Origin of the sequence: Candidatus Manganitrophus morganii (assembly GCA_021651055.1) — a bacterium.
GTDB classification, from domain to species: Bacteria; Nitrospirota; Nitrospiria; order SBBL01; family Manganitrophaceae; genus Manganitrophus; species Manganitrophus morganii.
In genome coordinates, this window is sequence record JAJHOH010000001.1 from 4203964 (window position 1) to 4217394 (window position 13431).

Consider the following 13431-nt stretch of genomic DNA (forward strand, 5'->3'; position numbering starts at 1 on the left):
AGAACCGGTTGGTTCCGGGTCATCTCTTCTTCTGGAGCCAGGTCAAAGGATCGAGCGGCTCCCCTTGGTGTCTGATTTCAAAATAAAGATTGCTTCCCTGGGAAAGCCCTGTCTCCCCGATCTGTCCGATCGATCTGCTTCGTCCTACTTTATCACCGACGGAAACCAATAACTTCGCAAGATGCGCATAGATCGAATAATAATTTTCGCCATGATCGATGATGATGACCATCCCATACCCTTTAAACCAATTCGCAAAAATAATCGTTCCATCGTAAACCGCGCGGACCTCATCCCCTCGAGACGGCTCGATCTCGATCCCTTTTTTGTAGATAAAGGTGTCAAATTTAGGATGTTTTTGTCTTCCGAACAGGGAGACGATCTGACCGTCGCTCGGCCAGGTCAGACGCCCTTTCTCCCTTGAGAATTTACCGGAGGCAGGCTGTTGCAGCCGTTTCTTTTCCTCCTCCATCTTTTTGATCAACATTTGAAGCTGCAGCGAAGATTCGTCCAACTCGGCGAGGGCCCTTTCGTAGAATACCTTTTCATTGCGAACCCGCGTCAGCAGCTGATCTTTTTTTCTCTTCTCGGACCGTATCTCGGCCAGCTTTTGGGCAAGCGCCTCTTTTTCCTGAATGAGGTGCTCTTTCACGATTCCCACTTGATGGTTTTTCCCTTCCAGTTCGTTCTGCTTTTCCTTAAATTGAGACAACATTTCGCCTTCTTTGCGGGCGATCGTTTTCAAATAGTGCAGCCGCCTCATGAAGTCGGGGTAATCTCGCGCGGCGGACAATATTTTAAGGGAGCCGGTCTGTCTCTCTTGATAAAGTGTCCGGAGCCGCTTTGAGATGGTGCCCCTCTTTTCCCGTATCTCTTCATTCAGCCCGCCGATCACCGTAGAGAGCTCCTCCATCTCGATATCTTTCTCACGCGTTTTTAGCTCGATGAGGCCGGCCTCTTTTTGGAGAAGCCGCAGCCGGCGATCCATCTCCTCCAGCTGGGATAAAACGGAGCCCTCCCGTTTCTTGATGGTGATGCTCTTGTCTCTTTTTTCCTCGATTTCTTCTCTTAATTTTTCGAGCTCCTTTTTCTCGCGTTTTATTTTTTGATTCAGCGAGGGGGCTTTCTCCGCAGCCGCGGCGGGGATCCGTTCTATCACGATCATAGAAAAGATCACAAGACAGATTCCAAATCGGTTAAGTCTGCTTTTTTCCATCGGTCGGAAAACGCGCCTTCAGTAAGACGGACAGGGAAAGAAAGCCGGCAATCCCGCCAAGCACCCCCCCTCCCGCCGGAATGCCGAAGAGAAACGGGGCAGGTAGAAAGAGCGGATTGAGAAAACCTCCGATCATCCCTCCGATCGATTGAAGATGGGGCTGGGAAAAATGAAAGAGGGCAAAGAGCATCAACACGGAGATCCAGCCGCTGATCAAACCGATGAGAGAGCCTTCAATGAAGAAGGGAATCTTGATGAAACTGTGCGTCGCCCCGATTAAATTCATCACCTCGATTTCGTCTCTCCGGCTATAAAAGTGCAGACGGACCGTATTCGCGATAATGGTCACGATTGCGACGGATAACAATCCTCCCACGCCGATTCCAACTTTCTTCAATAGAATCAGAAATGCGTCGAGATTCTGGAGCCACTCCGATCCGTATGCGATTTCTTCTACGCCAGGAAGCCGTTTAAAACGATCAATCATCACTGAAAGCTGTTGCGGGTCTTGATACGCCGCTTTGACTTTGACCTCAAACGAAGCCGGTAACGGATTTCCTCCCAGGCTGTTTAACAACGATTCGTCATGAAACTCTTTTTTAAAAATCGTGAGCGCCTCCTCTTTGGAAATATACGTTACGGAGGAGATACGGTCATCGCTCGATAATCGTTCTTTGATCGAGCGTACATCCTCTTCCGCCGTTCCATCCGAGAGGTAGATGCTGAACTGAACATCCTCCTGCATCGATCGAAGCAGATCCTGCACATTATAATAGAAAAGCAGAAAAACACCAAATAGTGTCAACGTGAGGCTCAGTGAGAGAAAGGAAAAGAAGGCCATCATTCGATTGATCTGAAGATTTTCAACAGCGGTTCTAAGAAAATAGAGAGTTTTCCTCATGCCGATGCCCCATCCGAGTAAATTTTCCCTTTTTGTAGGACAATCGTTCGCTTCCCCATTTTTGTCATCAGATGCTGATTGTGTGTCGCCACGATCACGGTAGTCCCGCTGATGTGAATGTTTTTGAGCAGATCCATAATTTCGACCGAAAGGAATTCATCCAGGTTACCGGTCGGCTCATCCGCCAACAAGAGAGAAGGGCGGTTGATCAACGCCCGGGCGATCGCGACCCGTTGCTGTTCTCCTCCGGAGAGGAATTGCGGAAATTGATTCCGGCGATGTTCCAGCTGAACCATCTTTAAAACCTCTTGAACCCTTTTTCTGATTTCTCCACCGGGAGCTCCGACGATTTCCAACGGAAGCGCGATGTTCTCATAAACGGTCTTGCGCCGAATCAGTTTAAAATCCTGAAAGACAAATCCGATATTGCGACGGAGAAACGGAACCTGATTTTCCTTCAACCGAGAGATATTTTTCCCTCCGATGAGAATTTGTCCTTGTTCCGCTCTTTCTTCACAGATCATCAGCTTAAGAAGCGTCGACTTCCCGGCGCCGCTCGACCCGACCAGAAAAACAAACTCCCCTTTTTCGATTTTCAAATTAATATCGTCCAGAGCGACGTGGTCTTTACCGTAATATTTATATACGTGAAACATCTGGATCATCGTTTGCCAACCTTTTTATAACGATCCGAAAGAACAAGCGTCACGGGTCGTGGTTCGCAGTTGATTTGTCGTGGTATCCGCGTGCGGAGCGAAAGAGTCGGTCGTGATAAAGAAAAAGAAGAAGCAGGAAGAATTATCCAAAGGAGTTGGATCTTAATCGGCGTCTTTTTCCTTTTCAGAAAGATAGTCGAGAATCAGATCATCCAAGCTTTTCTTTTGGCTTAACTTTTGCGGCGAAGCGGGCGCCGGAGACGGCGCTTTTACGTCGGGCACCGTGCGATCTTCCCGGAACTCTTTTGGGGCCGGTGTCTGAAATTTTCCGGCGGTCAAATCTCGGACCATGTTTTTGTGCTGCTCCTTCATGAGCTCTTTGACCACCTCTTGATAAGAAGGAGATTGAAGGATTTCTGCATAGTTCGTCTTTTTGGATGAAAAGATCGCCCCCCCTTTAAAAAGCAAGGTCGTGATAATCGGATTGTTTGTTCCCCCGTCTTCCGTTTGAACGTGATACACTTCGCCCTTGAATTGAATATCGGTATTAATTCCGCTTAACATCCTCTTCCCGTTTCCTGTCCTTCGAAGGCGTCTTTTAAATGTTCGATCGAGGTCGCTCCGTTCGGGTTGCGGATAATTCCTACGACGTCGAATCGGCATTCAGACGGAGCGATTTGCTTTCGGCTGAGATAAGCGAGGGCAACCCGACTCATCTTGGCCTGCTTTCTCGCGTCCACGGCGAATTGCGGCGCGCCGAAGCGGTCTCCGGAGCGGGCTTTGACCTCGACGAAGACCAGAATTTTCCCGTCGAGCGCAACGATATCGATTTCTCCTAAAACGTTTCTGAAGTTCCGCTCCAGAATCCGATAGCCCATCTTTCGCAAAAATTCCGCCGCGATCTTCTCCCCTTCCGCCCCCGTCACGAGAGAACGCCTCGAAATGTTTTCCGATGAATTCGACAAGGTCCAAACGTCCGTAATTTTCGAAGATGTTCTTCCGTCCCATAACCTTTATGGGAGAGAAAATTGTACTCCGGAAAGTCCCGATGGTACTCCGTCATCAGACGATCCCGCGTGACCTTGGCGATAATCGAAGCGGCTGCGATCGTGATGGAGAGATTGTCGCCGCGAATAATTCCCCTCTGTGGAAGGTTGATCCGGGATAGGGTCAAGGCGTCGATGAGGAGGTGGTCCGGTTGAACGGAAAGGTTTCGTACGCTCGATTCCATTGCCAAGTAGGTCGCTTGCAAAATATTAATCTCATCGATGGTGGTGTGGTCGACGACGCCTATTCCAATGGCGACCGCCTCCAAGGAGATTTTATCATAAAGCGTCTCGCGCTGTTTTTCTGTCAGTAGTTTTGAATCGCGTATTCCGGCGGCAGTGTATCCCGAGGGTAAAATCACGGCCGCGGCAACGACCGGCCCGGCCAGGGGGCCTCGTCCCGCCTCATCGATACCGCAAATCATTTGATAGCCGTAGGAAGAGAGCGACCTCTCAAAGAGAGTCATTCCAAACAGGCGATGCGCTTCTTCCGTTTTCAGAGGCGTCATGCGTCGAAACCAACCCAAGGAGTGAGATCGAGATCTTGCCGGAAATGGTGTGACCGACGGATCGTAAATAGGCGAGAGCGCGTTTCCTTATTTCAGTGAACCGCTTCCTCCTCATTAGGAAGGAAGGGCGGTCACCGAAAATCAGGAAACCGATTCAGGGCGAATTAAGATTCCACCTTCACGGGCTGCGGCTCTTCGACGGGGGAGGTCGTCTTCGGTTCCGATGGATACGATCTTTCCCGCTCACTGATACGGGCGGCTTGCCCTGTTCTTTCTCTCAGATAGTAGAGTTTCGCCCGGTTCACCTTCCCCTCGCGAACGACATCGATCTGGGTGATATAGGGAGAGTGAATCGGAAAGACCCGTTCAACGCCGACGCCGTACGATACCTTCCGGACGGTGAAGGTCTCACGGTTACGGGTTCCCTTCTTTCTGATGACCACCCCTTCATAAACCTGAATACGCTCCTTTTCGCCCTCGATAATCTTGACATGAACTCTTACGGTCGCCCCGATTTTAATGTCCGGGACCGACTGCTTTAAAAGTCCTCTTTCCAACCGCTCTAACCGATTCATTGAAGTTGATCTCCTTTTTCAGTTCAAGAGTGAGATTTAACCGTGTCGTACTGCCGATCGACCCATTCCTTTTCATCTTCGGTTAAAGAGGCAGCTGCCAACAAATCAGGCCGTTTCCGAAGGGTATTGAGAAGGGCTTGCTGTTTCCGCCAGGTTCGGATCGCCTTGTGATTTCCGGAGAGAAGGATATCCGGAACCCGAAGCCCACGAAACTCCACTGGACGCGTGTACTGAGGATATTCTAGAAGAGAAGAGGCAAAGGATTCCTCTTCGAGGGAGGCAGGCTCCCCTAAGACCCCCGGGATTAATCTTGCGGCCGCGTCGATCATCACCAACGAGGCCAATTCTCCCCCGGTGAGGATATAGTCGCCGATCGAGACTTCTTCGACCGTCATTCCCTCTTTTACCCGGGCATCAATCCCTTCATAATGCCCGCAGATAAAAACAAGGCTTTGCTCTTCTTTTGAGAATGCAGAGGCCATTTTCTGATCGAACCGTTTTCCTTGGGGAGAAGGCATGATGATTCGCGTCTCCCCCCGCTCCCGGCGGATTTTTTCTACAACAGCGAAAATCGGCTCCGGTTTAAGAACCATTCCCGGGCCGCCGCCATACGGAACATCGTCGGTCGTCTGATGTTTATCCGTCGCATAGTCGCGCAGTTGATGGACGCCGATTTCCAGAAGACGGCGCTCCTGCGCCCGTTTCAAGATGCTCTCGTGTAACGCCGGAGCGACCATCCCGGGAAAAAGCGTTATTATATCACACTTCATCAAAGTTCAAGCAACCCTTGCATGGGGCGGATCGTCATCCGCCTCTCAGGCAAATTGATTTCTATTACGACGGAGGCGAGGGCAGGGATCAGAAACTCCTTGCCTTCCTCCTTTACGACATAAATGTCGTTGCTGCCGGTTTCCATAATAGACTCGATCCTTCCGAGCCGGGCACCATTTTCCAGATAGACGTCGAGGCCTATAATTTCAAATTGATAATAACTCCCTTCCGGAAGCGGCATGCGATCTTCCTCGGGAATGAGGATGGATCCTCCTGCCAATAATTGAGCTTCTTCCAAGGAAGAAAGGCCGGCCAACTTAATGTAGATGAAGGGAGACGCGTACCGTACCTGCTCGATACGATATGTTTGCGATTGCCCCCCCTTCTTCTGAATCGTGATATCCCGAAGCTGTCTAAAGCGCTGAGGAAAATGGGTCAGGGGAGAAACCTTCAACTCCCCCTGAAGACCGACCGATTTCAGTATGGTTCCAATCGCAATCGACATTTTCAAACATGTTATTCTAGGATCTCAAGAACGCAGCGTTTGCCGATCTTTGTCCCTGCCGCATTGAGGATCGTCCTCATGGCTCTCGCTGTTCTGCCTTGTTTGCCGATGACCTTGCCCAAATCTTCTTGGGCAACGCGCAACTCAATAATCGTCGTTTTTTCCCCTTCGGTCTCTTTAACAACCACATTCTCAGGTCGATCAACAAGCGACTTTGCGATGTACTCGATCAACTCTTTCATCGACGCTACCTCCATTTGCATTCACAGGCGACACAGGAATCTGCGCCAAGAACGACTCCTCGGCGCACGACATTACTCTACCCGCGATCTAACTCGCTTTCGACTCTTTCGCTTTTTTAAATAACTGGGCCTTTGTAAAAAGGGTTCTGACCGTCTCGGAAACCTCGGCCCCCTTTTTTAGCCATCCAATCGCTTTTTCTTCCTTGATGTTCACCCCTTCTTTGTCGGCCAAGGGATCATAGGTTCCTAAAATCTCGATAAATCGTCCGTCTCTTGGAGATTGAGAGTCGGCAACAATAATCCGATAGAAAGGCCGTTTATGTCGCCCCATCCGGGTTAATCTGATCTTAACTGCCACGTATCGCCCCTTTATTGTGTGAGGTTATTCTCGCCTCGTTGTTTAAAAATCGCTCAAACGATTCACAGCCTGCCGTCTGAACTCTCACTTGAATCGCGCCAGCATTTGCCCCAATCCTTTTTTACCGCCGGAAAAACGCTTCATCATTTTCTTCGCTTCATAGAACTGCTTTAAGAGTTTATTGACTTCCTGGACGGAGGTTCCGCTCCCCTTCGCGATTCTTTTTCTCTTGCTTCCGTTGATGGTTCCGGGATCATTGCGTTCACGAGGGGTCATCGAGGAAATGATCGCCTCAATGTGGCGCATCTCTTTGTCGATCTGCCCTTGCTCAGGGAGATCTTTCACGCTTTGCATCCCCGGAATCATCTCCAAGATTTTTTCAAGGCTTCCCAGTTTTTTGATCTGCTTCATCTGTTGGCGGAAATCTTCCAATGTGAACTGTTGAGAGCGAAGCTTTTCCTGAAGGACCTCCGCCTGTTCTTTCGAGTAGTTCTCCTCTGCGAGTTCAATGAGAGAGAGAACATCTCCCATGCCGAGGATTCGAGAGGCCATTCGATCGGGATGAAACGGCTCGAACGCATCCAGCTTCTCTCCGGTTCCGATAAATTTAACCGGGGCGCCCGTGGCGGAGCGCATCGATAATATTGCGCCCCCTCTGGCATCTCCCTCCGTTTTGGTCAAAATGATTCCGGTGAGACCGAGCCGCTTATGAAAAGTATCTGCAACGTTGACCGCATTTTGTCCTGTCATCGCATCGGCAATGAAGAGGATTTCATGCGGGAGCACTTTTGATTTGATTCGGACCAACTCCTCCATTAGCGGCTCATCGACCTGGAGCCGGCCGGCCGTATCGATGATCACCAGGTCAAATCCCTGCTCTCTTCCTTGCGCGACGGCTCTCGTGATGACATCGACCGGATCATTTTCGGATTGGGGAGCCGCAACCTGCACTTCAATATTTTTCCCCAAAATCTGAAGCTGATCCACCGCCGCCGGCCGCTGAAGGTCAGCCGCAACGAGAAGGACCCTTTTCCCTTGTCTCTTATAAAGCCGTGCCAGCTTTCCGGCGGTGGTTGTTTTTCCGGAACCCTGTAAACCGACCAGCATGATCAGGGTCGGCGGTTGAGCGGCCAGTGAGATTCCGACCCCCTTTTCTCCCATCAGGTTGGTCAGCTCTTCCCAGACAACCTTCACGACCTGTTGTCCGGGGGAGAGGCTCTCTAAGACCTCTTTTCCGACTGCCTTTGCACGGACCGATTCGTTGAAGGTTTTGACGATCTTGAAGTGAACGTCCGCTTCCAATAATGCAAGCCGAACTTCCTTCAAGGCTTCATCAATATTTTCTTCGGTGAGAAGCCCTTTTCCGCGGACATTTTTGAGGACGGAGTCGAGCCGTTTTGTTAAATTTTCCAACATGATACAGTTATTCCCCGCTGGACAAAAAAATTTTTACCATTATAAAGAGGTCAACCAGGCAAGTCAAGACAATAAAAGCCGCTTGATCTGATCGACCACATAGATTTTTTGATCCATTGTCAGCTCCGGATAAATGGGGAGCGCAATCGTTTCATGTGCGGCCCGCTCCGATTCAGGAAAAGCTCCTTCTGAATATCCTAAATATTTAAAGCAGCCCTGTAGGTGAAGCGGCACAGGATAATAGATTTCCGTCCCGATCCCCTTCTCTTTCAAATAGTTTAAGAGCTGATCCCGCTGGGATACTCGAATAACATATTGATTATAAATTGATTTGTTGTGAGATTCAACATGGGGGACAACCACATTGCCCAGGGAGCCGAGGTGTTTATTGTAGAATTCGGCATTTTCGCGCCGTTTCTGGCTCCACCCTTCAAGATGACGGAGCTTTACCGAGAGGACCACCGCCTGGACCGAATCGAGGCGGCTATTGCAGCCGATGACCTGATGGTAATATTTCGGCTGGCTTCCATGGACCCTGAGGATTTTAATCTTTTCAGCCAAGTGCCCGTCTTGGGTCAGGATCATCCCCCCGTCCCCCGCCCCGCCGAGGTTTTTTGACGGGAAAAAGGAGAGGCAGCCGAACGCGCCCATTGAGCCGGCTTGCCGTCCTTTATACGTCGCGCCGATCGACTGGGCCGCATCCTCAACAATTGGAATATGTCTCCGTTCTGCGATCTCTAGAATCGGATCCATATCGGCGCATTGGCCATAAAGATGAACGGGAATGATCGCCTTGGTCCGAGGGGTGATTTTCCCTTCGATCAGGGAGGAATCGATATTATAGGTCTTCGGGTCGATATCGACAAAAACAGGCGTGGCCTGGAGCCGAGCAATTGAGCCGGCGGTGGCAAAGAATGTATAGGGGGTGGTGATCACCTCATCACCGGGTCCCACGCCCAGGGCCATCAGGGCCAGCAAGAGGGCGTCCGATCCGGAGGCGACGCCGATCGCGTGCCGGACTTGGCAATGTGCCGCAATCTCCTCTTCAAGTTTTGTGACGGAGGGGCCGAGGATAAATTGCTGACTTTCAAAAACCTCCTGAACCGCTTTCTGAATATCCGGTCGGATAGTATGATACTGTGCGACTAAATCAAGCAAAGGGACGCGCATCTTCTACACCTTTCATCAGAGAGGTTTAAATTGTTTGTGTATCGGTTCTGGTGTTTATCGTAAATCAGGATCGGTAAATGTCGTTTCCCAAAAAAGGCGGGTTGTTTCTAACGTCCTTTTTAGACGGGGTCTTTTCCCGTTCCGACGAGTTTGAGATCGGAAATCACTTCCTTAATCATCTCTTCGTCAATTCGATCTTTCTTTCGGAGATATCCTTCCAGAAGGGCATTGTCGCAAATGCTGTTGATCAATCGAGGGATTCCTTCCGAGAACTGGTGGATGGTGGTTAATGAACCCTTCGTGAAGAGCTCCCTCTTCGCGCCCGCGACCTCAAGACGGTACCGAATATACTCTTCCGTCGTTTTTTCCGTAAATGATTCCAATTCATAACGGACCGCGATCCGCTGCTGAAGCGGTTTATCCAGAGCCAGATAGGTATCCAAATCGGTCAACCCGAAAAAGATAAAGGTAATGAGTTTTTGTCCATCGAGCTCAATATTCAGAATCCCTCTGAACTCTTCCATCACCTCCCGGCGTTGGAGCATCTGCGCTTCATCGATGAGGACAACCGCTTTTTTCCCTGAATCATAAATCTCTACGAGACGATTGTAAAGCTGGCTCAACAGCTCTGTCTTGTCGTCTAACGGGTTTTGTACCCCCAATTGGACGGCGATTTTCCTCAGAAGCCATTCCGAAGTGATGGAAGTATGAATCACGACAAGCAATGCCGATTCGAACGTGGATTCTTCAAGCTCGTCGAGCATCCGGCGCGCCAGCGTTGTTTTGCCGGTTCCCACCCCTCCCACCAGAACGGCGAGCCCTTTCCTCTCTTCAGCCGCATATCGAAGTTTGACCAAGGCATGCGCGTGCTGATTGCTGTTGAAGTAGAATCGATTATCAACGGAAATCGAGAAAGGCTGTTCCTTTAAATTATAAAATTCAAGATAACTCATCGTTATTTATAGATAAGAGATTCTATCCTTCTTTTTAGTATCCTGCCGTTTCGGTTTTTTGGGCGGCTCTGAGACCGAGGATACAGCCGGATTCATTGCGTCTTCCTGTCGCTCCGTCTTTATCGTCTTTTTTGCTGCAACATCTCTAAACGTCGGGTCAATGAGATAGATCCCCTCATAAAGGGCTTTTGCTTGATCCAGAACGCCTTGAATCTCATAGAGCATCGCCAATTCGTATTTTAGCGCAATGACATTTTCATTTTTGCACCTCGGATCTTCCAACGCGTTTTGAATAATTTCCACGGCGGTATCGATCATCCCGTTCTCTTTATAGCAGCTCGCCAACATGCTCGACGCGTCTTGAAAACGGAGGTTCCCCTGGAATGCAAGCTCGAATTCCTTGATCGCCTCCGGAATCAGGCCCATTTCTTTATAGGCGATGCCGAGATTATAGTGGGTCTCGTACTCTTGTTCATCGTGTCCTCTTTGAATATTTGCTTTTAAATCATTGATGCTGTCTTCCAAGCCGGGGATACTGATATCGAATGAATCGTCGGCTTCCGTATTCAGTTCTTCTCCGAAAATAGATTTCAGATCGATATACTCCTCTCTCGCCGGTTCTTCAGCCCGCTCGGATGAGATCTCCTCCGATATTTGTTCACTTTCCGAAGGTTCTTCCTCGCCTTCGTCTGCAAGGAGGCCGTCCAGGCTTTCCTCAAGCTCGGAGAGTCCTTCGAAAGAAATTTCTTCCCCTGTCAGCGGCGGATCGGTTACAACTTCACGTTCTACATCAGAGGACACTTTCTTTTTTTCTTTTTCTTTCGCTTGGAGATTCAACAGCATCAAACGTGCTTCTGCGCATCCGGAATCTCTTTTCAGTATTTCCCAGAGGAGTGATTTGGCCGCTTCTTTTTTTCCATCCTGTATGTATTCTTCCGCTTGCGTTAGTTTTAATTTAATTTCATCCGATTCTTGAAGATCTTCTTCCCGGACGGGGGCCTCTTCTTGGGAAGAGGAGTCCCCTTCTTCTAGGACCGAGAGCGGCTCGGCTTCATGCGCAATTTCACCGATTTCCTCTTCCGGCGCTGATGGCGGGTCGAGGACTTCGATCGCGGGCGATTGCTCCGCGGATACCGATCCTTCGTCAGCGATCTCGCGAACGGCCTCCTGCCGGTATTGTCCTTCGGGATCGAGGGCTCTTATTTCTTCCAAGATGGCGGTTCTTTTGTCCTCCGCGCCGATTTTCTCGTAAAGGTCGGAGAGAAAAAGACATTCTTGGACCGCTTCCTTTCGCATTCCCTCTTTTAAATAGAGCTCTTTTAATTGAAGGGGAGGTTCTTCCCTCGACGGCGCCAGCTTCCGGAGGAGCGTCAATTGTTCAATCGCTTTACTGTTGAGTCCGTATTTGATATAGACTTCGGCCTCCGTTAAGTGTCCCTGGAATGTCGTTTCGGAAACCTCATCGACGGGCGCTTCTGCAGATCTGCTTTCTGCCGAGACCGATTCGGCAGGGGCCTGGCTTACTTCATTGATATCCACCGGTTCCGGCAACTCTTCGGCGGCCGGTTCGAGTTCGGGCAACGCTTCCTCGATGACCGGAGCCGCCGCCTCCGCTTGAAGCGGTTCTTCCAGCGGCTCAAGCGGCAGCGCTTCTATCGCTGCTTCTTGGGCTGATTCTTCGGCCGCTTCTTCCTCCGGTTCAAAGAGCCGGCGACAATGCTCGTTCTCGGAAATCCCGGGGAGGCGTGATTTCATTTCTTCATAATAGGCTTGTGCATCGGTCGTCGATCGTTGCTGATGAAGGAGAGAAACGATTTTTGAATAACACTGGATCGCCTCTCCTTCCTCTCCTGACCGCTCGAAAGACTCTCCGAGGAACTGGTGGGCCGATACTTGTTCCGGATTCGCCGCAAGGTAACGCTGTATGAGTGATCGGCTCTCGGATAAGAGCTGATGCGATTCGGCGAGAGGAACCGCCTTCTGAAGAATCGAGAACGCTTTGGGAGACGAATCCCTTTCAAGAAAAAATTCAACCCACTTTGATAAATACGCAAAGGCTTCCGCGGGTTGATCTTGAACTTCCTCGACAAGCAGTTCGGCCGCCGACCAGTCCCCCTCCTGAAACGCCTTTTCCATCCTGACCGACAGCGAGGGGGCTTCCTCCTGTGCCGGCTCGGCGGCAGGGGGGATGATCGGTTCGGATGGGCTCGGAGGAGAAGATGCTTCCTGAGGAAGGGATGTTTCTTGCGCAGAGACCTCTTCCTGGAGAGGCGCCCCCGCTTCTATGACAGAGGGAGGGACGGAGGCCTGGCTTTTCTCGGCTGAAACGTTCTCATCGACAGGTGAGGTCGTCCCTGTAAAGGTGGGATCGATCTTCATTACCTTGTCGATGACTTCTTGCGCCTCGGAAGTCATCTGACGATCCTTAAAGATCGATATCACTTTGCTGTATTCTTCGACGGCCTCTTTCGCCAGGCCCCACTTTTGACAAATCTCCGCGAGTTTTTGTCGAACCGCAAAGTTCTTCGGGTCGAGATTCGCGAGCTTTCGATAGACTGCAATGGAGGATTGCATGTCGCCCTCCTTTGCGTAATGCTTCGCGACCTTTAGATAGTCCTCTGCGGCATTGGCAACCAACCCGCGTTCCGCGTGAACATCGGCCAGTTTTTCATAAACATCCATGCGGGTCGGATCGACCTTGACGATCTTTTTAAAAACCGCGATACTTTTTAACTCGAAGCCGGCCCCTCGAAATGCATCGGCGGCCTTCAGATAGGCCGCAATGGCCTCTTTGGTATGATTTGCCTTTAAATGAAGATCCCCGATGGTGTTATAGATGTTGCCGTCGTTGGGGGTTTCAGCGATGAGCTTTTGCCACTCTTCAATGGCCTTATCGATCTGCCCTTTTGCCGCGAGTTTTTGGGCTTTTTCGATGATCGAACTCTTATCGGAAGACAAAGATATCCCCTCTATGTACTCGTATTAGGAGATATCATAGAACCCCCGATGTGTCAAGAAAACCAAACAAAAAGCCTGCTGGTTTATATCCAGATTTGACCAGCAGGCTTCTTGTTTGAATACAATGACCCAGGCTGCGCCTGGCCCCTCTTACG

Annotated in this window: 15 protein-coding genes; all 15 read right to left on the reverse strand. The window is 50.2% G+C overall.

Annotated features, from left to right (window positions below):
* Positions 1-19: 19 nt before the first annotated feature.
* A complete protein-coding gene (locus tag MCM46_19315) occupies positions 20-1165 on the reverse strand; it encodes a peptidoglycan DD-metalloendopeptidase family protein (GenBank protein MCG3113960.1) in 1146 nt (381 codons plus the stop codon).
* A 31-nt stretch (positions 1166-1196) separates the two neighbouring features.
* Complete coding sequence (locus tag MCM46_19320; GenBank protein ID MCG3113961.1) at positions 1197-2117, reverse strand: ABC transporter permease; 921 nt, start codon at positions 2115-2117, stop codon at positions 1197-1199.
* A complete protein-coding gene (gene ftsE, locus MCM46_19325) occupies positions 2114-2782 on the reverse strand; it encodes a cell division ATP-binding protein FtsE (protein ID MCG3113962.1) in 669 nt (222 codons plus the stop codon). The genes MCM46_19320 and ftsE overlap by 4 nt, the downstream gene beginning before the upstream one ends.
* A gap of 153 nt (positions 2783-2935) precedes the next feature.
* Complete coding sequence (locus MCM46_19330) at positions 2936-3337, reverse strand: hypothetical protein (GenBank protein MCG3113963.1); 402 nt, start codon at positions 3335-3337, stop codon at positions 2936-2938.
* Positions 3331-3699, reverse strand: a complete 369-nt coding sequence (locus MCM46_19335; GenBank protein MCG3113964.1) for a YraN family protein — start codon at positions 3697-3699, stop codon at positions 3331-3333. Before MCM46_19335 ends, MCM46_19330 begins: the two co-directional genes overlap by 7 nt.
* On the reverse strand, positions 3696-4328 hold the full coding sequence (locus MCM46_19340; protein ID MCG3113965.1) for a ribonuclease HII: 633 nt from the start codon (positions 4326-4328) through the stop codon (positions 3696-3698). The genes MCM46_19335 and MCM46_19340 overlap by 4 nt, the downstream gene beginning before the upstream one ends.
* A 164-nt stretch (positions 4329-4492) precedes the next feature.
* Positions 4493-4903: a 50S ribosomal protein L19 gene (gene rplS / locus MCM46_19345; GenBank protein MCG3113966.1), complete on the reverse strand. Its 411-nt coding sequence runs from the start codon at positions 4901-4903 to the stop codon at positions 4493-4495.
* A 23-nt stretch (positions 4904-4926) separates the two neighbouring features.
* Positions 4927-5673 (reverse strand): tRNA (guanosine(37)-N1)-methyltransferase TrmD, encoded by a 747-nt coding sequence (trmD, locus tag MCM46_19350; GenBank protein ID MCG3113967.1) that lies wholly within the window; start codon positions 5671-5673, stop codon positions 4927-4929.
* Positions 5673-6179 (reverse strand): ribosome maturation factor RimM, encoded by a 507-nt coding sequence (rimM, locus tag MCM46_19355; GenBank protein MCG3113968.1) that lies wholly within the window; start codon positions 6177-6179, stop codon positions 5673-5675. Before rimM ends, trmD begins: the two co-directional genes overlap by 1 nt.
* An 11-nt stretch (positions 6180-6190) precedes the next feature.
* Positions 6191-6421: a KH domain-containing protein gene (locus MCM46_19360; GenBank protein ID MCG3113969.1), complete on the reverse strand. Its 231-nt coding sequence runs from the start codon at positions 6419-6421 to the stop codon at positions 6191-6193.
* An 88-nt stretch (positions 6422-6509) separates the two neighbouring features.
* Positions 6510-6779: a 30S ribosomal protein S16 gene (gene rpsP, locus MCM46_19365; protein MCG3113970.1), complete on the reverse strand. Its 270-nt coding sequence runs from the start codon at positions 6777-6779 to the stop codon at positions 6510-6512.
* Between the two features lie 84 nt (positions 6780-6863).
* The gene (gene ffh / locus MCM46_19370; protein ID MCG3113971.1) at positions 6864-8195 is read right to left on the reverse strand and encodes a signal recognition particle protein; all 1332 of its coding nucleotides are present in this window, start codon (positions 8193-8195) and stop codon (positions 6864-6866) included.
* Between the two features lie 63 nt (positions 8196-8258).
* Positions 8259-9365 (reverse strand): DegT/DnrJ/EryC1/StrS family aminotransferase, encoded by a 1107-nt coding sequence (locus MCM46_19375; GenBank protein ID MCG3113972.1) that lies wholly within the window; start codon positions 9363-9365, stop codon positions 8259-8261.
* Positions 9366-9484: 119 nt separating this feature from the next.
* The gene (locus MCM46_19380) at positions 9485-10318 is read right to left on the reverse strand and encodes an AAA family ATPase (protein MCG3113973.1); all 834 of its coding nucleotides are present in this window, start codon (positions 10316-10318) and stop codon (positions 9485-9487) included.
* Positions 10319-10324: 6 nt separating this feature from the next.
* Entirely contained in the window at positions 10325-13276 is a 2952-nt protein-coding gene (locus MCM46_19385; protein ID MCG3113974.1) for a tetratricopeptide repeat protein, read from the reverse strand.
* Positions 13277-13431 lie beyond the last annotated feature (155 nt).

What these genes read in the sequence shown, in the direction of transcription:
- MCM46_19315 (MCG3113960.1), bottom strand. Translation starts at nt 1,165, where the DNA reads ATGATCGTGATAGAACGGATCCCCGCCGCGGCTGCGGAGAAAGCCCCC.
- MCM46_19320 (MCG3113961.1), bottom strand. Translation starts at nt 2,117, where the DNA reads ATGAGGAAAACTCTCTATTTTCTTAGAACCGCTGTTGAAAATCTTCAG.
- ftsE (MCG3113962.1), bottom strand. Translation starts at nt 2,782, where the DNA reads ATGATCCAGATGTTTCACGTATATAAATATTACGGTAAAGACCACGTC.
- MCM46_19330 (MCG3113963.1), bottom strand. Translation starts at nt 3,337, where the DNA reads ATGTTAAGCGGAATTAATACCGATATTCAATTCAAGGGCGAAGTGTAT.
- MCM46_19340 (MCG3113965.1), bottom strand. Translation starts at nt 4,328, where the DNA reads ATGACGCCTCTGAAAACGGAAGAAGCGCATCGCCTGTTTGGAATGACT.
- rplS (MCG3113966.1), bottom strand. Translation starts at nt 4,903, where the DNA reads ATGAATCGGTTAGAGCGGTTGGAAAGAGGACTTTTAAAGCAGTCGGTC.
- trmD (MCG3113967.1), bottom strand. Translation starts at nt 5,673, where the DNA reads ATGAAGTGTGATATAATAACGCTTTTTCCCGGGATGGTCGCTCCGGCG.
- rimM (MCG3113968.1), bottom strand. Translation starts at nt 6,179, where the DNA reads ATGTCGATTGCGATTGGAACCATACTGAAATCGGTCGGTCTTCAGGGG.
- MCM46_19360 (MCG3113969.1), bottom strand. Translation starts at nt 6,421, where the DNA reads ATGAAAGAGTTGATCGAGTACATCGCAAAGTCGCTTGTTGATCGACCT.
- ffh (MCG3113971.1), bottom strand. Translation starts at nt 8,195, where the DNA reads ATGTTGGAAAATTTAACAAAACGGCTCGACTCCGTCCTCAAAAATGTC.
- MCM46_19375 (MCG3113972.1), bottom strand. Translation starts at nt 9,365, where the DNA reads ATGCGCGTCCCTTTGCTTGATTTAGTCGCACAGTATCATACTATCCGA.
- MCM46_19380 (MCG3113973.1), bottom strand. Translation starts at nt 10,318, where the DNA reads ATGAGTTATCTTGAATTTTATAATTTAAAGGAACAGCCTTTCTCGATT.